17 protein-coding genes are annotated in these 19,481 nt (G+C 66.4%); 8 read left to right on the top strand and 9 right to left on the bottom strand.

Going from position 1 to position 19,481, the window contains the following annotated elements; genetic code table 11:
* Nucleotides 1–263: 263 nt before the first annotated feature.
* A complete protein-coding gene (locus tag IB273_RS01520; RefSeq protein WP_192223031.1) occupies nucleotides 264–1,940 on the top strand; it encodes an MFS transporter in 1,677 nt (558 codons plus the stop codon).
* A gap of 186 nt (nucleotides 1,941–2,126) precedes the next feature.
* Nucleotides 2,127–3,620 carry an aldehyde dehydrogenase family protein gene (locus IB273_RS01515; RefSeq protein WP_192223030.1) on the top strand — a complete coding sequence of 498 codons (1,494 nt, stop codon included), beginning with the start codon at nucleotides 2,127–2,129 and terminating at the stop codon, nucleotides 3,618–3,620.
* A 171-nt stretch (nucleotides 3,621–3,791) separates the two neighbouring features.
* Here IB273_RS01515 and IB273_RS01510 read toward each other — a convergent pair whose 3' ends face one another.
* Nucleotides 3,792–4,451 (bottom strand): glutathione S-transferase family protein, encoded by a 660-nt coding sequence (locus IB273_RS01510; protein ID WP_192223029.1) that lies wholly within the window; start codon nucleotides 4,449–4,451, stop codon nucleotides 3,792–3,794.
* Between the two features lie 359 nt (nucleotides 4,452–4,810).
* Here IB273_RS01510 and gabP point away from each other — a divergent pair, with 359 nt between their 5' ends.
* Together gabP and IB273_RS01500 are read left to right on the top strand one after the other, a co-directional pair.
* Nucleotides 4,811–6,223, top strand: coding sequence for a GABA permease (gene gabP / locus IB273_RS01505; protein ID WP_192223028.1), 1,413 nt, complete (start codon nucleotides 4,811–4,813; stop codon nucleotides 6,221–6,223).
* Nucleotides 6,224–6,286: 63 nt separating this feature from the next.
* Nucleotides 6,287–7,291 carry a GlxA family transcriptional regulator gene (locus IB273_RS01500; protein WP_192223786.1) on the top strand — a complete coding sequence of 335 codons (1,005 nt, stop codon included), beginning with the start codon at nucleotides 6,287–6,289 and terminating at the stop codon, nucleotides 7,289–7,291.
* A gap of 438 nt (nucleotides 7,292–7,729) precedes the next feature.
* Here IB273_RS01500 and IB273_RS01495 read toward each other — a convergent pair whose 3' ends face one another.
* Together IB273_RS01495 and IB273_RS01490 are read right to left on the bottom strand one after the other, a co-directional pair.
* Nucleotides 7,730–9,424 (bottom strand): amidase, encoded by a 1,695-nt coding sequence (locus tag IB273_RS01495; RefSeq protein WP_192223027.1) that lies wholly within the window; start codon nucleotides 9,422–9,424, stop codon nucleotides 7,730–7,732.
* 435 nt (nucleotides 9,425–9,859) lie between these two features.
* The gene (locus tag IB273_RS01490; protein WP_225610059.1) at nucleotides 9,860–10,249 is read right to left on the bottom strand and encodes a hypothetical protein; all 390 of its coding nucleotides are present in this window, start codon (nucleotides 10,247–10,249) and stop codon (nucleotides 9,860–9,862) included.
* Nucleotides 10,250–10,467: 218 nt separating this feature from the next.
* Between IB273_RS01490 and IB273_RS01485 the strand changes: the two genes are divergently transcribed.
* The gene (locus IB273_RS01485) at nucleotides 10,468–10,887 is read left to right on the top strand and encodes a transcriptional regulator (protein WP_081516638.1); all 420 of its coding nucleotides are present in this window, start codon (nucleotides 10,468–10,470) and stop codon (nucleotides 10,885–10,887) included.
* 11 nt (nucleotides 10,888–10,898) lie between these two features.
* On the opposite strand, the gene IB273_RS01480 is transcribed toward IB273_RS01485, so the two are convergent.
* A complete protein-coding gene (locus tag IB273_RS01480) occupies nucleotides 10,899–11,399 on the bottom strand; it encodes a GNAT family N-acetyltransferase (RefSeq protein WP_081516637.1) in 501 nt (166 codons plus the stop codon).
* A gap of 56 nt (nucleotides 11,400–11,455) precedes the next feature.
* On the opposite strand from IB273_RS01480, the gene IB273_RS01475 reads away from it, so the two are divergent.
* A complete protein-coding gene (locus tag IB273_RS01475) occupies nucleotides 11,456–12,412 on the top strand; it encodes a LysR family transcriptional regulator (RefSeq protein ID WP_192223026.1) in 957 nt (318 codons plus the stop codon).
* Here IB273_RS01475 and IB273_RS01470 read toward each other — a convergent pair.
* Nucleotides 12,409–12,807 (bottom strand): RidA family protein, encoded by a 399-nt coding sequence (locus IB273_RS01470; protein WP_192223025.1) that lies wholly within the window; start codon nucleotides 12,805–12,807, stop codon nucleotides 12,409–12,411. The two genes, IB273_RS01475 and IB273_RS01470, sit on opposite strands and share 4 nt — an antisense overlap.
* Before the next feature lie 162 nt (nucleotides 12,808–12,969).
* Between IB273_RS01470 and IB273_RS01465 the strand changes: the two genes are divergently transcribed.
* Nucleotides 12,970–13,893: a LysR family transcriptional regulator gene (locus tag IB273_RS01465; protein ID WP_192223024.1), complete on the top strand. Its 924-nt coding sequence runs from the start codon at nucleotides 12,970–12,972 to the stop codon at nucleotides 13,891–13,893.
* Nucleotides 13,894–13,904: 11 nt separating this feature from the next.
* Here IB273_RS01465 and IB273_RS01460 read toward each other — a convergent pair whose 3' ends face one another.
* A complete protein-coding gene (locus tag IB273_RS01460) occupies nucleotides 13,905–14,570 on the bottom strand; it encodes an O-methyltransferase (protein ID WP_192223023.1) in 666 nt (221 codons plus the stop codon).
* Nucleotides 14,571–14,666: 96 nt separating this feature from the next.
* Here IB273_RS01460 and IB273_RS01455 point away from each other — a divergent pair, with 96 nt between their 5' ends.
* The gene (locus IB273_RS01455; protein WP_192223022.1) at nucleotides 14,667–15,323 is read left to right on the top strand and encodes a TetR family transcriptional regulator; all 657 of its coding nucleotides are present in this window, start codon (nucleotides 14,667–14,669) and stop codon (nucleotides 15,321–15,323) included.
* Between the two features lie 4 nt (nucleotides 15,324–15,327).
* Here the strand turns inward: IB273_RS01455 and fos are convergent, their stop codons facing one another.
* From fos to IB273_RS01440, 3 genes are all read right to left on the bottom strand, one after another.
* On the bottom strand, nucleotides 15,328–15,738 hold the full coding sequence (gene fos / locus IB273_RS01450) for a fosfomycin resistance glutathione transferase (RefSeq protein WP_081516631.1): 411 nt from the start codon (nucleotides 15,736–15,738) through the stop codon (nucleotides 15,328–15,330).
* 69 nt (nucleotides 15,739–15,807) lie between these two features.
* On the bottom strand, nucleotides 15,808–16,503 hold the full coding sequence (locus IB273_RS01445; protein WP_192223021.1) for a B3/4 domain-containing protein: 696 nt from the start codon (nucleotides 16,501–16,503) through the stop codon (nucleotides 15,808–15,810).
* 304 nt (nucleotides 16,504–16,807) lie between these two features.
* Entirely contained in the window at nucleotides 16,808–19,339 is a 2,532-nt protein-coding gene (locus IB273_RS01440) for an autotransporter outer membrane beta-barrel domain-containing protein (RefSeq protein WP_225610058.1), read from the bottom strand.
* Between the last annotated feature and the right edge of the window lie 142 nt (nucleotides 19,340–19,481).

The following is a 19,481-nucleotide window of genomic DNA, read 5'->3' as shown; positions in this document are numbered from 1 at the left end:
ACGAGGCGCCAGCCAGACGCCTCGCGTCATCCGGCCTGTCCGGAACAGGTGCCAATCCGCGCCAGCCGGGGCTTTGCCGGGGCCGGCAGGTGGCCGAATACGTGAGAACGATTATGCTTTCAGATGACCTTGCGGCCAGCCGCAGGGCCACCTGACTTCACGCATCGCGCAATCCGTACGACCTGTCATCAGCCCTGGGCTCGAGTGCGGTAACGGAAAATCGAGGGACTCCGGCCCAAAACAACAACAAGACGGAGACGAACATGGCGCAGACATACAGCCCGGCCGCGGGCAACGCTCCTCACAGCGGAATCACCAAGGAGGAGCGCAAGGTCATCTTTGCCTCCTCCCTGGGTACGGTGTTCGAGTGGTACGACTTCTACCTCTACGGCTCCCTGGCGGCGATCATCGCCAAGCACTTCTTCGCCGGGGTCAATGAAACCACCGCCTTCATCTTCGCCCTGCTGGCCTTCGCCGCCGGCTTCGCGGTGCGGCCCTTCGGCGCCATCGTGTTCGGTCGCCTGGGCGACATGATCGGGCGCAAGCACACCTTCCTCATCACCATCATCATCATGGGCATCTCCACCGCCGTGGTCGGCCTGCTGCCCGCCTACGCCACCATCGGCGTGGCCGCGCCGATCATCCTCATCACCCTTCGGCTGCTGCAGGGCCTGGCGCTGGGCGGCGAGTACGGCGGCGCGGCGACCTACGTCGCCGAGCATGCGCCCAAGGGCAAGCGCGGCTTCTTCACCTCGTGGATCCAGACCACCGCGACGCTGGGCCTGTTCCTCTCGCTGCTGGTGATCATGGCCTGCCGCACCGTGATGGGGAACGAGGCGTTCGAGGCCTGGGGCTGGCGGATTCCGTTCCTGCTGTCGATCCTGCTGCTGATCATCTCGGTGTACATCCGCCTGCAGCTCTCCGAGTCGCCGGTGTTCCTGAAGATGAAGGAGGAAGGCAAGGCGTCCAAGGCGCCGCTGACCGAATCCTTCGGCCGCTGGGAGAACCTCAAGGTGGTGATCATGTCGCTGCTCGGCGGCACCGCCGGGCAGGCCGTGGTCTGGTACACCGGGCAGTTCTACGCGCTGTTCTTCCTGCTGCAGACGCTGAAGATCGACGCGCAGACCGCCAACCTGCTGATCGCAGGCTCCTTGCTGCTGGGCACGCCATTCTTCGTGTTCTTCGGCAGCCTGTCCGACCGCATCGGCCGCAAGAAGATCATCATGGCCGGCTGCATCCTCGCCGCGCTGACCTACTTCCCGATCTTCCACGGCCTGACCCAGTTCGGTAACCCGGACGTGTTCGCCGCCCAGGAGAAGAACCCGGTCACCGTGGTGGCCGACCCGAACGCCTGCTCCTTCCAGTTCGATCCGGTGGGCAAGGCGAAATTCGTCAGCTCCTGCGACATGGCCAAGAGCCTGCTGGCCAAGCGCGCCATCCCCTACGAGAACCTCAAGGCGGAAACCGGCGCACTGGCCCAGGTGCACGTCGGCGACAAGATCATTGCCAGCTTCGAAGGGGCCGGCATGCCGGCGGCGGAGTTCAAGGTGCAGTCAGAGGTCTTCACCGCGCAGCTCGCCGCCTCGCTGAAGGAAGCCGGCTACCCGGAGAAAGCGGACCCAGCGAAGATCAACCACCTGATGATGCTGGTGCTGCTGACCATCCTGGTGATCTACGTGACCATGGTCTACGGGCCGATTGCCGCGTGGCTGGTGGAGCTGTTCCCGACGCGCATCCGCTACACCTCCATGTCGCTGCCCTACCACATCGGCAACGGCTGGTTCGGCGGCTTCCTTCCCACCGTCGCCTTCGCCATGGTGGCCGCCACCGGGGACATCTACTACGGCCTCTGGTACCCCATCGTCATCGCCGTGATGACGGCCATCCTCGGCATCTTCTTCCTGCCGGAAACCAAGGACCGGGATATCACCAACACCTGAGCCCTGCGTCTCAGCCGCTGTCGCACAATGCGACAGCGGCTTTTCTCCCGCCCACCAAAAACCACAATTAAATCCTTTTAATTCAATAAGTTATAAAAAATTGACAGCCTTGGCACAGCCGTTGCGATGCTCCGCCTCAGCGACTCCCAGACCGGGAGCACGAACAGACAACAAGAGGCCACCGCAATGCTCGCTTCCCTGCCCATCAAGCCCGAATCCCGCGCCTTCCTGCAGCGCGCTCCGAAGATGCTGATCGGTGCCGACTGGACCTCCGCCAGCGACGGCGCCCTGATGGACCTGCGCAACCCGGCTACCGGCGAAGTGCTCTGCCAGGTGCCGGCCGGCACCGCCGCCGACGTCGACCGCGCCGTGCGCGCCGCGCGCCAGGCCTTCGATGACTCGGCCTGGAGCCGCACCCGCCCGCGCGAACGGCAGAACCTGCTGTGGAAACTCGCCGACCTGATGGAACGCGACGCCGACCTGCTGGCCGAGCTGGAATGCCTGAACAACGGCAAGAGCGCCGCCGTCGCCCGCGTCATGGACGTGCAACTGGCCATCGACTTCCTGCGCTACATGGCCGGCTACGCCACCAAGATCGAAGGCACCACGGTCGACGTGTCCATGCCGCTGATGCCCGACGGCGAATTCCACGGCTATATCCGCCGCGAAGCCGTCGGCGTGGTGGGCGCCATCGTCGCCTGGAACTTCCCCCTGCTGCTGGCCTGCTGGAAGCTCGGCCCGGCGCTGGCCACCGGTTGCAGCGTGGTGCTCAAGCCCGCCGACGAAACCCCGCTGTCCGCGCTGAAACTTGCCGAGCTGGTCCTGGAAGCGGGCTACCCGGCGGGTGTGTTCAACGTCGTCACCGGCGCCGGCATCACCGCGGGCGCCGCCCTCTCCCACCACCCGCTGGTGGACAAGCTGACCTTCACCGGCTCGACCCCGGTCGGCAAGGAAATCGGCAAGGCGGCCATGGACAACATGACCCGCGTGACCCTGGAGCTGGGCGGCAAATCGCCGACCATCGTCATGGCCGACGCCGACCTCGCCACCGCCGCCGCCGGCGCCGCCCAGGCGATCTTCTTCAACCAGGGCCAGGTCTGCTGCGCCGGCTCGCGCCTGTATGTGCAGCGCAAGCACTTCGATAATGTGATCGCCGACATCTCCGGCATCGCCAACGGCATGAAGCTGGGCAACGGCCTGGACCCGAGCATCGACATGGGCCCGCTGATCTCTGCCAAGCAGCAGAAGCGCGTGTTCGACTACATCGAACTGGGCCGAGGCAAAGGCGCCACCATCGCCTGCGGCGGCGAGCAGTTCGGCCCCGGCTACTTCGTCAAACCCACGGTGATCGTCGACGTCGACCAGAAGAATCCGCTGGTGCAGGAGGAGATCTTCGGTCCGGTGCTGGTCGCCATGCCCTTCGACGAAATCGAGGACGCCCTGCGCCTGGCCAACGACAGCCCCTATGGCCTGGGCGCGAGCATCTGGTCCAACGACCTGGCGGCGGTGCACCGCATGGTGCCGCGCATCAAGTCCGGCTCGGTGTGGGTCAACTGCCACAGCGCGCTGGACCCGGCGCTGCCCTTCGGCGGCTTCAAGATGTCCGGCGTCGGCCGCGAGATGGGCGCCGCGGCCATCGAGCACTACACCGAGCTGAAATCGGTGCTGATCCGCCTGTAAGTGATGTAGCTGACCTGTAGGAGCGCGCCATGCGCGCGATCGCGGGCATGGACCGCTCCTACAGGTTCATGCCGGTATCGAGCCAACGTGTCTACCTCGCCCGCGCGGTCCCCCTGCGCGGGTCTTGCATCCCCCGGTCGCGGCAGCGCACGGGGGATTTTTTTGCCCGGTTCAATCCCGATCCGGCGCCCCCAGCGGGAACAGCGGCCGGTGCGGCCGCGCCTCCTCCACCGCGCGGGCGAAGGATGGGCGCGCCAGCAAGCGCGAGCGGTAGGCGCGCAGCGTCGGATACTGGTCGCCGATGGGATGGGTCCAGTCCGCATAGAACAGCGACGGAGCGGCCGCGCAGTCGGCGAGGCTGAAGCTGTCCCCCGCCGCCCAGGTACGCCCGGCGAGTTCCTCCTCCAGCCAGGCGTAGGCCAGCTCCAGTTTGCTCACCGCATGGGCCAGGCCTTCCGCGCGCTTGCCCGCTTCGCCGCTCATGGCGCCCAGAACGGCGTGCTGCACCGGGGTCATCACATGCCAGTCGAAGAAGCGGTCGAGGAAGCGCACGTCCAGCGCCTTCAGCGGGTCGTCCGGCAGCAGGCGCACCGGGCCGGGATGCTTGAGGTGCAGGTACTCGATGACGATGCTGGTCTCGGCGACGCTGTGCTCACCGTCCAGCAGCACCGGGAACTTCGCCAGCGGCCACAGGCGCAGCCAGTGTGCGCCGTTCTCCGGCTGATCCGGGCCGAGGCCGCGGAACTCGAAGGGCGTGGCGTTCTCGTAGAGGGCGATCAGGACCTTCTGCGTGTAGGAGGAAAAGGGATGGCCGAACAGGACGAGGGACATGGCAGGTCACCTGGGCAGACGAAAGTACTCAGCCTAGACCCGAATGCCGGCGGGCGAAGCGGGCATGACCGCCGATCCGATCAGGCCGCCGTGCAAAGCCGTCCACTACGCATGGAACCTCCGTCCCAGAGCGGCCTATCGCCACTACGCCAGCCGCCGCCCATGTCGTTTTTGGTCATGCCCACGGCGATTTCGAGCAACTCGCCACCCATCCGGTGCCTTAGCTTGAGCCCCGCGTGAAGCGCATAGCCGCCACGCGGATTCCCCGGCCTCTACCAGCGCTCCAGCGGTTGCGGGGAAGCCGCACCCGGCCACGCGTCGCCGCGCCCTACATAACAATTTCAATAAAAGGCCGACAGATGAGTGCTCCCAGTGCAAAAGGCGCCAATGGCGATCTGGTGCAGGGCTTCAAGCCCCGCCACGTAACCATGCTCTCCATCGCGGGAATCATCGGCGCAGGCTTGTTCGTCGGCTCCGGCCATGCGATTGCCGCCGCCGGCCCCGCCGCCATCGTCGCCTACGCCCTCTCCGGGCTGCTGGTGGTGCTGGTGATGCGCATGCTCGGCGAGATGGCCGTGGCCAGCCCCGACACCGGCTCCTTCTCCGCCTATGCCGACCAGGCCATCGGCCGCTGGGCCGGCTTCACCATCGGCTGGCTGTACTGGTGGTTCTGGGTGCTGGTCATTCCCATCGAGGCCATCGCCGCCGGGGTCATCCTCAACAACTGGTTCCCGCAGGTCGAGACATGGGTATTCGCCCTGTCGATGACGCTGCTGCTCACCGTCACCAACCTGTTCAGCGTCGCCAAGTACGGCGAGTTCGAATTCTGGTTCGCCATGCTCAAGGTGGTCGCCATCGTCGCCTTCATCGGCCTTGGCGCGGCCGCGCTGTTCGGCCTGCTGCCGGGGCGCGAGGTGAGCGGCCTGAACAAGCTGATGGGCGAGCACGGCGGCTTCATGCCCAACGGCTGGACGGCCATCTTCAGCGCGCTGATCACCACCCTGTTCAGCTTCATCGGCACCGAGGCGGTGACCATCGCCGCCGCCGAATCCAGCGACCCCAGCCGCAACATCGCCAAGGCCACGCGCTCGGTGATCTGGCGCATCAGCGTGTTCTACCTGCTGTCGATCCTGGTGATCATCTCGGTGGTGCCGTGGAACGACCCGCGCCTGGTGGAGATCGGCTCCTACCAGCGCACCCTGGAACTGCTGAACATCCCCAACGCGCAACTGCTGATGGACCTGGTGGTGCTGGTCGCCGTGGCCAGCTGCCTGAACTCCTCGGTGTACATCGCCTCGCGGATGATCTATTCCCTGAGCCGGCGCCACGATGCGCCGGCCTTCATCCAGCGCACCTCCGCCGCCGGCGTGCCGCGCGCGGCGGTGATCGCCAGCACGCTGATCGGCATGTTCACCACCCTGCTCAATTTCTTCGCACCAGGGCGGCTGTTCGAGTTCCTGCTGGCCAGCTCCGGCTCCATCGCCCTGCTCGTCTACCTCGCCATCGCCGTGTCGCAGCTGCGCATGCGCGGCATCCTGCGCCGGCGCAACCACGAGCTGGTGTTCCGCATGTGGCTGTTTCCCTGGCTGACCTGGCTGGTGATCGGGATCATCAGCTTCATCCTCGCGGTGATGTTCATCATGCCGACGCACCGCATCGAAGTGAGTTCGACCCTGGCGCTGACGGTAATCATCATCCTGCTCAGCCAGACCAGCCGGCGCACTTCGCCCTCAGGCCAATCCGCCCTCGGCCGCCGCGCCGTGCGCGGCTGAGCCGGTCACCCACCCACGCAGACGAGGTGCCGATTGGTCGAACGCCGCCAGTTCAGTGGGGCCATGCAGGGCCGCAACCTGCGCTACCTCGACGGTGATTCCAGGGAGCCCGGCCGCCTCGCGCGGGTGGGCTTCCTGCTGCTCGAACACTTCTCCCTGCCCGCCTTCACCCAGGCGCTGGACACGCTGGTCACCGCCAACCTGATCCGCACGCAGACGTTCGCTACCGAGACCTTCAGCCTCAACGGCGAGTCGGTCACCAGCGACCTCGGTCTGGTGATCTGCCCCGGCGCCATGCTGACCTCGACGCAGCTCGCCGAGCTGGACCTGCTGGTGGTCTGCGGTGGGTTGCGCACTCCGCTGCGCGCGATCCCGGAGCTGACCCGCCTGCTCCAGGCCGCCGCCGACAAGGGCATCGCCCTGGCCGGCCTGTGGAACGGCGCCTGGTTCCTCGGCCAGGCCGGCCTGCTCGACGGCTACCGGTGCGCCGTCCACCCGGAGAACCGCGCGGCGCTGGCGGAAATCGCCCGGCACAGCGAAGTCACCAGCGAGAGCTACCAGGCCGACCGCGACCGCCTCACCGCCGCCAGCCCCACGGGCGCCTTCAACCTGGTACTGGAGTGGATCAACGCCCGCCACGGCCGCGAACTGGTGGACGCCATCGTCGACATCCTCGCCTTCGAGGAATCACGCTTCCGCCGCACCCGCCCGGCGCTGCACGAGAAGCTCAGCGAGCCGCTGCGCGAGGCGATCAACCTGATGAGCGCGAACATCGAAGAGCCGCTGAACCAGGACCAGTTGTCGAGCTACGTCGGGCGTTCCAAGCGGCAGATCGAGCGGCTGTTCCAGGAGCAACTGGGGACCACGCCGGTGCGCTACTACCTGGAACTGCGCATCACCGAAAGCCGCCGCCTGCTGCAGCATTCAAGCCTGCCGATGTACGAGGTCGGCCTGGCCTGCGGCTTCGTCTCGCCCAGCCATTTCAGCAAGTGCTACACGTCGTTCTATGGCTACTCGCCGTCGAAGGAAGCACGCTTTGGTTGCGTGAAGGCACAGCGAACCTTGTAGGTGCGAGAGATTCGGTGCTGTGCGGTTCGCGAGCAAGGACTGGGCGTCCCCCTCGGTCCTACAAATAGCCCTCACGCCCACCCCTGACGTTGGCTCGGTTCGTAGGGCGCATAGCGCGCCAGCGTTATCCGCCGCAATGACATTGGCGGATAACCCGTTCCGGGTTATGCGCCCTACATGTCTGAGCGCACACCAAAGCGGCGCAGGAACACCCAAGCCAAAGCAGCACAACCTGCACCAGAGGAGCTGAGACAGGCGCCGGCTCTGCCGACGGATCGCGGGCATGGCCCGCTCCTACAGGGGAGCGCCAGTGCCGCCGGTGAATACCAGGCTGGTTCGCGAGCCACCCATGCATCGGACCGTCGACAACGAGCCCCCCACACTTTGCGACCATAAAAAAACCGCGCCCAGGGGCGCGGTTCTTCGTCATGCAACCGATCAGGCCAGCGGCGGCGTGCTCGGCGGCACCAGGCGCTTGGAGCCGGTGGCTTCGAAGGCCGCGGCGAAGCGCAGCAGCGCGGAGTCGTCATAGGCGCGACCGGCGAAGGTCAGGCCCACCGGCATGCCGATATCGGCCATCACGCCCATCGGCACGGTGACGGTCGGCACGCCCAGGTGACGGATCGCCAGGTTGCCGTTGGCGACCCAGATACCGTTACTCCAAGCGATGTCGGCCGACTCCGGATTGACGTCGGCGTCCGCCGGGCCGACGTCGGCCACGGTGGGGAACAGCACGGCGTCGAGCTTCAGGCCGTCCATCCAGTCTTCCAGGTCGAGCTTGCGGGTCCTTTCCAGGCCGCGCAGGCCGTCGGGCAGGGACTCGATCTGGTCCCAGGTCTTCAGGCCGCGCTTGGCCATGTTGACGTACTCGTCCATGCCGGCGACCAGGTCGTCCTCACGGTTCGGCAGGGTGCCCGGGTCGTGCGGGAAGATCTGCAGGCCATCGACGTCGGCCAGCTTGTTCAGCTTGGGGTCGCCGTTGGCGCGGAGGAAATCGTCAAAGCCCCAGCCGGACAGCTCCCACAGCTCGTCATGCATGAACTGCTCTGTGACGAAACCACGGTTGAACACGGTCGGCGCGCCCGGGCGGTCGCCCTCGCAGTTGGAAACCAGCGGGAAGTCCACTTCGACAACTTCGGCGCCGGCGGCTTCCAGGGCCTTGCGGGCCTGTTCCCAGAGGTCGATGACCGAGGCGCGGGTGTTGATGCGCTGGCCGGTCGGGCCGCCGATGCCGGGCTTCTCGCTGGTACCGGCGAGTTCGTCCTTGTTGATGAACATGCGCGGCACGCCCAGGCGCTTGCCCTTGAGGGCTTCGGGGCCTGCTGCGAGGTCCAGGTAGGACGCCGGGCGCACGTCGGCGACGGCGGGAATCGGCACCCACGGCTGCAGGCGCCAGAGGTCGCCACGCTTGTCGGCGTCTTCGGCAACGACCACGTCGAGCACTTCCAGCAGGTCGGCCATGGTGCGCGCATAGGGCACCACCACGTCCATGGTCGGGGTCAGCGGCCAGTTGCCGCGCACCGAGATCACGCCACGGGACGGGGTGTAGGCGCACAGGCCGTTGTTCGAGGCCGGGCCACGACCGCTCGACCAGGTTTCCTCCGCCAGGCCGAAGGCCGAGAAGCTCGCGGCAGTCGCGGTGCCGGCGCCGTTGGAGGAACCGGATGCGAAGGGCGCGGTGAGGAACTTGCGGTTGTACGGGCTTTCCGCACGGCCGTAGACGCCGCGCTGCATGCCACCGTTGGCCATGGGCGGCATGTTGGTCTTGCCCAGGCAGATGGCGCCGCCAGCGCGCAGGCGCTCGACAGTGAAGGCGTCGCGGTAGGCGACCAGGTCCTTGAAGGCCGGGCTGCCGGAGGCGGCGGTCAGCCCCTTGACCAGGTAGCTGTCCTTGGCAGTGTAGGGGATGCCATCCAGCGGGCCGAGGGTCTCGCCACGGGCGCGACGGGCGTCGGAGGCTTCGGCTTCCTTCAGGGCCTGCGTGTTGCGCACGACCACGGCATTGAGCTTGCCCGGGCCATCGTAGGCATCGATGCGCGCGAGGTAGGCCTTGACCAGTTCGACCGCGGTGGTGCGGCCCGACTCCAGGGCTTCACGCAGCTGCGCAATGGAAACTTCGGTTACCTCGATCATGCTGTCACCGTCGGCTGAAGGGTGGTGGGAAGGGGCAGGTCTGCGTCGCGACGGACCCAGACGGCGCAAGTCGGAAAATGCGTGTTCATCTCGATTCTCTTGTACTTCTGTTACGCGACGGGAGTGAGTGTACCGTCGGCCGGCGGCAGCGTTCAGCGCCCGGCGGACAAACCGGATGCGCATCGACAGGCTGTGAAGGGCGAATACAGCCGCCAGGGCGCACACACTGGCATGACCGATCAGAATACACAACAGTCGTAAATTAAAAAAAACGCCCGCCGAGTGGGGGGACTCGCCGGGCGATAGTCGGGCGCTGGGGGGAGCGCCCCTGGAGAGTGAATCAGCGGCAGCCCGAAGGCAGACGCTGACGCAGGCTATTCGCCGCCTGCCGGCGCTGAGCGGGCCGCTGGGGGGAGCGGCCCGCTCGAAGACGGTTCAACTGTGCTGTGCGCACTGGTAGGCGGCATCCAGCAGCTCGCCCTTGTCCTGCCAGGCGCTGCGCTGGTAGGCGCTGAAGTGGTTGCCACCGGCAATCGGGGTCACCTGGACGATGCCACTGGCCTGCCGCGGATCGGCGCTGCCGGTGAGCAGCTGGCGGGTGGCGCCGCTGTCACTGACGAAGGTGGCGGTGCCGGGAGTGAGCCGGCCGTCGACGCAGCTCAGGTAGGTGCTGCTGTCCTGGGCGGTGGTACCGCCGAGGCTGTCCCAGCTCAGCCGGGTTTCCGAGGTCGCCGCGCAGCCGGTCAGACTGGCCACGGCCAGCAGCAACGGACCAAGGGCGATGCGGGCGACCAGGCGATTGGGTGTGGGGCGCTGTGTGTTCATCGTTTCTGTCCCTTGCTCGGTTCGACAAGCTCTTGGGACAGATAGTCAGCTGCGCCCGGCCGGCGCACCACTCGATTGCATCGATAGTGAAGCTCGACGTCGTCGATGGTTGCGCAGCGCCGCATTGGCGCACCGCCGCGCAGGAAGTTCGAACCCTCCCCGCCCGGCCGGGTCGCAACTCAGGAAGGCCCTGCATTGATGACCCCGGAGGACACGCCATGAGCTACGACTGGGACCTGATCGAACGCCTGCTGCTGCGCGCCCAGGAATGCGCCGACCAACCCTACAAGGCCCGCGAGTGCGGCGAGGAAGTGGCCGAGCAGCACCGGCTGCAGGGCGAGCCGGTGGACGGCAGCGTCGATCACCTGAAGAAGGTCGCCGGCGACCTGGAGGGCGACCTGCTCGCCAACGGCTATATCCAGGAACGCCCCCGCGAGCACGGTGGTACCGGCAACAACTTCGAGCTGACCGAGCGCGGCACCGAGCTGCTGACACTGATCAGCCGCAGCTTCCCGGACCACCTGGTGTTCCGCCAACTGCTCGACGAGCAGGGCGAAGCCGCGCTGCTGCCGGAAACCTTCGACCTGCTGGCCGAACGCGCCACCCGCGACCGGGTGAACGACCGGCCGGAGCGCTGACGCTTCAGCGATCAGGCGGCAGGCAGCTCCATCACCATCTCGTGCCACGCCATGCCGCCGTGGTCGGACGCCGACGGCTTCACGTAGCGATAGCCGAAGCGCTCGTAGAGCGGCACGTGACGGTCCTTGCACATCAGGTGGATGCTGCGCTTGCCCAGGCCGGTCATGCGTTCGATGAAGGTACGCATCAGCAATGTGGCGTAGCTCCTGCCCTGCTGCGCCGGGTCGATCACCACCGACATGATCACCACATTGGGCGCCGCCGCATCGTGGCCGATGAGCTCCTTGAACTCCTCGTCGGACATCACCACCTCGAAAGCGCAGCCGCTGTTGATGAAGCCAATGATCTCGCCGTCCAGCTCCATGATCAGGAAGCCTTCAGGATACTGTGCGATGCGCGTGGCGATCTTCTCGCGGGTCGCGGCCTCGTCGCCTTCGTAGGCGGATATCTCGATCTCGAAGCAGCGGTCGGTATCGGCGGCTGTGGCGGTGCGGAAAGTCGGTTGGCTCATGGTGATGTTCCGGTGGATCAGGTGGATCGGAGACAGCAGGATAATGAAAGCGCAGAATGCACGTACTGCATTTTCTTCACCGGATACTGAACACCGTGCACGCCAACCTGCGCCGCCTCGACCTCAACCTGCTGCTGGTGTTCGACGCCCTGTTCCGCCACCGCAGCGTGGTGACCGCCGCCGACGAACTGGCCATGAGTCCCTCCGCCTGCAGCCACGCGCTGGGCCGCCTGCGCGACACCCTGGGCGACGAGCTGTTCGTCCGCGCCGGTAGCGCCATGCAGCCCACCGCCCAGGCCGAGCTGATGGCCGAAGGCATCGGCGAGGCCCTGGCGCTGCTTGCCGAAAGGCTGTCCAGCGCCGCGCCTTTCGACCCGGCAAGCACCACCCAGACCTTCGTCTTCGCCGCCACCGACTACACCAGCTTCACCCTGCTGCCGGGACTTGTTTCGCGGATCGAGAAACTCGCCCCGCACCTGCGCATCAAGGTGGTCTACGCGACGCAGCAGGACTCGCTGGACGACCTGCGCGAAGGCCGTGTGCACTTCGCCCTGGGCGTTACCCACGAGCGCAGCGAAGGCGATGCCCTGGAGGCCATCGAGTGCTTCAGCGACGACTACGTGGTAGTCGCGCGCAAAGGGCACTCGCGGATCAGCGGCGGGCTTTCACTGCAGCAATACCTCGCCGAGCGACACGTGGTGGTGCTGCCCTGGAGCGACGCCGTCGGCGTGATCGACGCTGCCCTGGCGCGTCAGGGCATTCAGCGCGACGTGGCGGTGCAACTGCCCAGCCTGCTGGCCGCACCGAGCCTGATCGCCGTCTCCGACTACCTGCTCACCCTGCCCCGCCGCGTGGCGCAACAGCTCAATGCCGACGGTGCGCTGGTGTTGTACCCGGCGCCCCTCGAGCTGCCGCGCTACAGCCTGTGCATCCTCTACCACCCGCGCCACGCGAGCCGCCCGGCGCACCGCTGGCTGCGCGAGCAGATGCTGCGGGCGCTGGGCGACACCTAGCGGCCTTCCGGCAGCCTGGCGATCACCTTGATCTCGAAATCGAAGCCATACAGCCAGGTCACTCCCACCGCCGTCGCCGTCGGATAGGGCGCCATGCCCCAGTAGTCGGCAGCGACCTGCCAGGCACGCTCGAAATTCATCTGCGGATCGACCAGGAATACCGTCACGTCGATCACGTCCTCGAAGCTGCAGCCGGCGGCGGCGAGTATCGCGTTGAGGTTGTCGAAGGCCCGACGCACCTGGGCTTCCAGCTCCGGTTCGGGCGAGCCGTCCTCGCGACTGCCGACTTGGCCGGAGACGAACAGCAGGCCGTTGCTGCGGATCGCCGGGGAATAGCGGTTGCGTTCATAGAGGGCCTGGCGGCCAGCGGGGAAAACCACGTCGCGAGTAGTCATGGACTTGCTCCATCAGAGGGGGCCGCAGCCCCGGTTTCAACGATGGAGTCAGGTTAGGGCGCAGCGCACCGGCGATAATCGGGCAATACGGGTCAGCATTGTTTGTAGAATCCAAACAATCAGCCCGGGGACAGCCCCTTTCACCAGCCAGCCGGAGCCACCATGGACCGTTTCGATGCGATGCAAGCCTTCGCCCGCGTGGTGGAAACCGGCAGCTTCACCAAAGCCGCCGACACCCTGCACATGAGCCGCACCAGCGTGACCCAGCTGATCCAGCAACTGGAGGCGCGGCTGCGTGTGCGCCTGCTCAACCGCACCACGCGCAAGCTCAACCTCACCGCCGATGGCACTGCGTACTACGAGCGCGTGGTACGCCTGCTGGCGGACATGGACGATGCCGAGACCAGCCTCTCCAGCGCTGCTGCCCTGCCGCGCGGGCGCCTGCGGGTGGACGTCCCCAGCCCGCTGGCGCGCCTGCTGCTGATCCCCGGGCTGCCCGACTTCCACGAGCGCTATCCGGACATCCAGATCGACCTGGGCGTCAGCGACCGCATGGTCGACCTGATCGACGAGAACGTCGACTGCGTGGTGCGCGGCGGCGAGCTCACCGACCTGTCGCTGATGGCGCGCAAGATTGGCGAGCTGCAACTGGGGGTGTTCGCCGCTCCCGCCTACCTGCAACGCGCCGGTGTGCCGCAGCACCCGAGCGAGCTGGAAAACAGCCAGCAACGCATCGTCGGCTACCTCTGGGCGCGCACCGGCAAGCCGCTTTCCTATGCCCTGCAGAAGGACGGTGAGAGCGTTCAGGTCCACGGTCGCCCGGTACTCACGGTGGACGATGGCAACGCCTACCTGGCCGCCGGGATTGCCGGCATGGGCGTGCTCTGGTTGCCGCGTTACATGGCGCTGGATGCCCTGGCGCGCGGCGAACTGGTGGAACTGTTCGGCGACTGGAGCATGGAGAGCATGCCGCTGTACCTGGCTTTCCCGCCCAATCGCCACGTCAGCGCCAAGCTGCGGGTGTTCATCGACTGGGTCGCCGAGCTGATGGCGCGGCATGCACCGGTGGCCCACCCGCCGCTCTAGCCAGCGCAGCTTCAGCCCAGGCGCATGGACAGTTCCACATCGTCCGCGAAGGGAATCGACAGGTAGCGCCCGCCCGGCAGGCGAACTTCGGCCAGGTACTCGGGGCAGTAGTCGGCGTTGTCGGCGACGACCATCGCGCCGGGGCGAAGACGGCTTTCCACCAGGGCGAGGATCTCCGGATAGAGCGACTTGGCGCCGTCGAGCAGCAGCAGGTCAATGCTCTCCGGCAGGTCGCGGGCCAGGGTCTGCAGCGCGTCGCCCTGGCGAATCTCCACCAGGTCGGCGACGCCGCCGGCCTCCAGGTTGGCATGGGCCCGCGCCACTTTCGACGGCTCGAACTCGCTGGTGATCAGCCGGCCACCGCCGTTGTCGCGCAGGGCTGCGGCCAGGTGCAGGGTGGAGAGGCCGAACGAAGTGCCGAACTCGACGATGTTCTTCGCGCCGATGCCGCGCGCCAGCATGTACAGCAGCGCACCGGTTTCCCGCGAGACGGGCAGCGGCTGGTCCTTGAGCTGGCCGTAAAGCTCGCGGTACTGCGTCTTGCTCTGCATCAGGCGGGTCAGCGCGGCCTGGTCGAGGTTGGCGAAAGCTGGGCTGGACTGCGGAGAAGCCGCGTCGGCCTCCTCGAACAGGTGTTGCAGCAGGGGCGCCACGGGGGCGGAAGTGAGGGTTGTCATGGTGGGTTTCCCGTGTGGAATTTGAGTGCGAAAAAGCGCCCGACTAGAATGCGATCTTTTCGTCAGGTTTTACTATTCGCATTGCCGGAGCCAGCCATGAGCGAACGCCGCAGCCCGCGTATTTCCACGCGCAAGGAGCCGAAACAGGCCCGTTCCAACGACCTCGTGACGGCCGTTCTCGACGCTGCTGTTCAGGTTCTGGAGAAGGAAGGCGCCCAGCGTTTCACCACCGCGCGGGTCGCCGAGCGCGCCGGGGTCAGCGTCGGTTCGCTGTACCAGTACTTCCCGAACAAGGCCGCGATCCTGTTCCGCCTGCAGAGCGACGAGTGGCGGCAGACCACCGAGATGCTGCGCGGCCTGTTGGTCGATGAAAGCCAGCCGCCGCTGCAACGCTTGCGCAACCTGGTGCACGCCTTCATCCGCTCAGAATGCGAAGAAGCGCGCATGCGTATCGCCCTGAGCGATGCCGCCCCGCTCTACCGCGACGCCCCCGAGGCCAGGGAAGCCAAGGCCGCCAGCGAAGGCATCTTCCAGGCGTTCATCGCCGAGGTCCTGCCGCAAGCCAGCGACACGCAGCGCACACTGGCCCGCGAACTGATCACCACGACGCTGGGTTCGGTGGGCAAGCAGTTCTCGGAAAGCCCGCGCAGTGCGGAAGAGATCGAAGCATTCAGCGGAGCGATGGCGGATATGTTCTGCGCTTACCTGGACCGGCTGACACTCGCGGCGCCCATGCGCTCTCTCGCAGAGTGATGATTCAGTCGAAAAACTCCATGTCGCGATACGGCCGTCGCCGGCATTGCGCGAGGCGCGACTCCAGGCAGCCGACGTGGACTTCCAGGCGGTGACCATCCGGGTCGAGGAAGTAGAAAGAGTTGCCTTCGCTGGTGTTGTCCTTCCATTCCTCGACTGAAGTGGCCAGCAGGCGCTCGCGCAGCAGCACGAAGTCGCGCTGCGCGATGGAAAAGGCGTAGTGCGTGTAGTCTGCACGCGGGTTAGTACCGCGGTTTTCATCCAGCGACAGACATACCCAGAGATCACCCAGCTCCAGGTAGGCGCCGGCTGCCCAGCGCGCCCGTAGCCTCCCATCCAGGCTTCCCCGGTAGAACTGGATACTGCGCGACAGGTCTGTGACGGCCAGGGTCAGATGGTTCAGTCCGGTAAGCATGTCGGGGCTCCGCGATCGGGAAGCGACGAGCATGCCAGAAGCTTGATGCTATCGGTGGGTACCACTTCTTTATCGAGCGTCCGTTCCCACCAGCAGCACCTCGGCCCGAGCCCCCGGCATCATCGCCAGCAATCCGGCGACAAGCTGGTCGCCCGCTTCGCGCAGGGCCTCCAGCGGCATCTCCGGCAGGCTTTCGAGGATGAACCACATGCTCTGCGCCTCGGCATCCAGACGGGTGCGTACGCCCTGTCGCCAGTTCCAGCGCCGGCAGGTGACGCCGAGGTCGTCGCGCCAGATGATTTCGCCGGCGTCGGGGGATTCATGGGCCGGCGCGCCGTCCTTCAGGGTGTCGAAGGTCTCGCTGCCCTCGGCGATTACCAGGCGCGGAGTACCGGCGTAGGCAGCGAGGTTTTCCCCGCCGACTGGAATGGCGAATTGCACGCTGATGGCGTTGTACAGGTCCACTACCGGGTCGATGCTGGGCAGGCTGCCGTCGCGCAGCGCGCGCTTGCGCAGCGCCTCCGCCGAACAGGGCGTGCGCTGGGGCTTGGCACCGAATCGGCGGAACACCTCGGCCCAGGCCGCCAGGTGCGCGTCGCCCCAGGCCGGCTCGCCCACCGCCAGTGCCGCGCAGGCTCGCTGCAGCGCCAGCTCCGCCACCTCCGGATGGAGGATCGGTGCGGCGTCCACGGTGATGCTCAGGGCACGAAAGCCAGGAGCGAGGGTTGCGATGGCAGGGTCGATTTGCGGCGTGACGGCTTGCATGGCGGAATCCTTGAGGTGCAGCGGCAACGAGGTGGAACGGTCTGGCGCAGGGCCTGCCTCAGCGGCGGACGAAGTTGCGTTTGTTGTAGTCGCCCCAGGCGACGGAGAGGGTTTTCAGCACACACAGCAAAGCGGTCCATCTGGACGTCATTGGAATAACTCCGGAATCAGTGGGAATGGGCACGAACAGCGCGCCCGACCCGCACAGTTCTACCGGCATGGCGACATCGCTGCCATGAAATCCCCGAATGAATAATTAGCTCTGCTTATGAAGCGCCGCGAAAATCACTTCCGCTAATCGCGATCACCAACGGATCCGCAGGCCGATAGCACCGCTCAGAGACTCCTGGTTCTCGCTGTCGACATTGCCGCTGTAGGTGGTCGAAGCGTACAGCGCGACCTCCTCGGACAGGCGCGCGGCGATGCCGCCACCGATGTCCATGGCAGAGCCCTGGTGATCGGTGCGAATGGCATTCGTGTGGTCGTAGACCACCGCGTCGCGGCCACCGAAGTTGTGCCAGAGGTTGGTACGCAGCCAAGGCTCCAGCGGCGTGCCGTTGACCAGGTAACGGCCCTTCAGGCGCGCGCCGAGCCGACCGGTGTAGTACTCCTGGTTGTCGAAGGAGACGTGGGAAATACCATCGTTGTCGCTGTCCAGCGAGACCTTCTGGACGATCAACTGCGCCTGGGGTTCGACCACCCAGCGCAGACTGACCGGGATCGGCCGGCCGACCTCGGCGGATACCGCCCAGGCGTGGCCATCGAGGTCGAGCTTGTAACCGCGCTCCGAACGGCTGCGTCCGTCCAGGCGTGTACCCATGGCCAGCAGGTCGAGGTAGCCGCCAGCGGGGCTGCTCAAGGTCCAGTAGGCGCCCAGGTTGTCTGCATCTAGATCGAGATCGCCTGCGCGCAGGCTCTCGAAGCCGAGATTGAAGCCCCTGACATCGCCATCGACACTCGAATGCCCGACGAACAGGCCGGCGCGCTGGATATAGCCGTTGTCCATGGCCGCGCCAAACAGGTCATGGCCGACCTGGAAGCCGTTGAGGTGGCCATCGAAACTGGGCGAAACGGTGCCCGACCAGCTCTGTCGCAGACTCTGCCCCATCACCCGCACCCAGCCGGCCGGCGCACCGCCGGTTTCACCAAGCAGGCTCTGTTCACCCTGGCGCTCGTGGAAGGTACCGATGGCACTGGTGACCAGCAGCGCCGCCACGGGTGGGACGGCGGAGTACACCGGCACTTCCGGGCGGTAGATGACGATGGTTTCGCCGGGGTTCGGCGTGGGCAGCGACGGAGTACCCGGAGCCGCCACCGGCGCGGTGGCCGCGGGTTCCAGCGGAGCTTGCGGACCGGGGACTGTCGGCTGAGCAGGAGGGACAGCTGGCGGCGTTACCGGTGGCGTCGGCGGCGGCTCAGGTGGCGTGCCGGGTGGATTTTCCGGTTGTTCGGGCGGTGTGACCGGTGGCTCTACAGGCGGCTCAGGCGGTGCTACCGGCGGCTCAGGCGGAGTGACCGGTGGCTCAGGCGAGTTGGCCACACTGGAACGCAGGTACCAGGCGTTCTCCGAGCCGGCGGTGTAGCCACCCTTGAACAGGTAATACTGATAGGGGCCGGCGGAAAGTCCGTGGGCCAGGCGGAAGGCATCGCTGCTGCTAACTGCGCCCTGCCCGGCTTCCACGACCTGAATGCCGTTCAGCTCGGTGAGAGCACCAGCGCCGCCGAGGTTGCTGACCTCCAGCAGCGTATTGCCGGAAAGGCCACCGCGATTGACCACCAGGCGGTCGGAAGGGGCATCGTCACCGGCCAGTACGGACTGCAGGCGCACGCTGCCGTTCTCGCCGAGGTAGTCACCATCGATCGAAAGGCGATCGGCAGCACTGGCGCCAGAGGCAGTGAGGTCAATGATCCCGGCATTCACCACCCGCGCATTGAGGGCACTGTTGAACGGCAGAATGCTCCCGCGGCTGGAGGTCAGCAGGCTGCTGGAATCCAGCAACAGGCTGCCGGTACCGCTGCCTGCGTCGCCCAGCCCCAGGCTGTCATTGAGGTCCAGCCGCGCCCCCTGGGTCAGCGCAATGCTCTCCCAGCCGACGTAGCGCCCGCCCCGGTTGGTCGTGCTGCCGACGAAGGTGAGGCTGTCGCTCCCCGGCCCACCATCGAGGGAGGGGGTGCTGGCCAACTGGGTTTCGCTGAGGTTGCGCAACTGCGCCGTGTCGTCGCCATCGCCCATGAAGATGGCGCTGCGCACGGTGCCGCCACCCTCCCAGGTCAACCGATCGTTGCCGGCACTCAGCAGGATCTGCCCGCGAATGCCGCCGCCGGTGATCGTGACGTTATCGTCGCCGCCGCTGAGGCTGACATTTCCGCCAATGCTGCCGCCGGAAACGATGACGGTGTCATGGCCGAAGCCGGTAATCAGGTTGCCGATGATCGAGCCGCCGGAAAGCTCGAAGAGGTTGTTGTCCAGTTTCATGTCCACCCGGCCGATGGTGCCGCCACTTATGGTCGCCGTGTCACCGTCCTCGAAGGCCCCGACGATGGTGCCGCCAGTCATGGTGAAGGTATCGTGCTGGTCGCCCTGGGCCAGCGAGCCGATGACACCGCCGGTCATGCTGAAATCGTCGCCGCCCTCCCCCTGGTTGACAGCACCCTGGACCGCTCCCGCGCTCATGTGGAAGCTGTCGGATCCACTGCCCAGGCTGAGGCTGCCGCCGATGCTGCCCGAATCCATGACGACCGTGTCGTCGCCGTTGCCAAAGGCAACGTTGCCGGTGACGACGCCGCTGCCCCCGGCGGGAAAAGTCAGGCTGTTGTTGCCCGCCGTATCACTCAATGACGCGGCGGTCCCGGAACTGCAGAGGTGTGGATCGTTCCCCGCCCCCGGAGAAAAACTGCAATCGGCCCGGGCGGAGGCTTCCGGCAGGAGCAGAGCCAGCGGCAGAAGCGCTCCCAGGGCTTGATGCAGGCAGGACCTT

The sequence above is a fragment of the Pseudomonas sp. PDM19 genome, from assembly GCF_014852215.1.
Lineage (GTDB): Bacteria > Pseudomonadota > Gammaproteobacteria > Pseudomonadales > Pseudomonadaceae > Pseudomonas.
The sequence above is the reverse complement of the archived record's forward strand: the minus strand, read 5'-3'. Positions and strand labels throughout refer to the sequence as shown.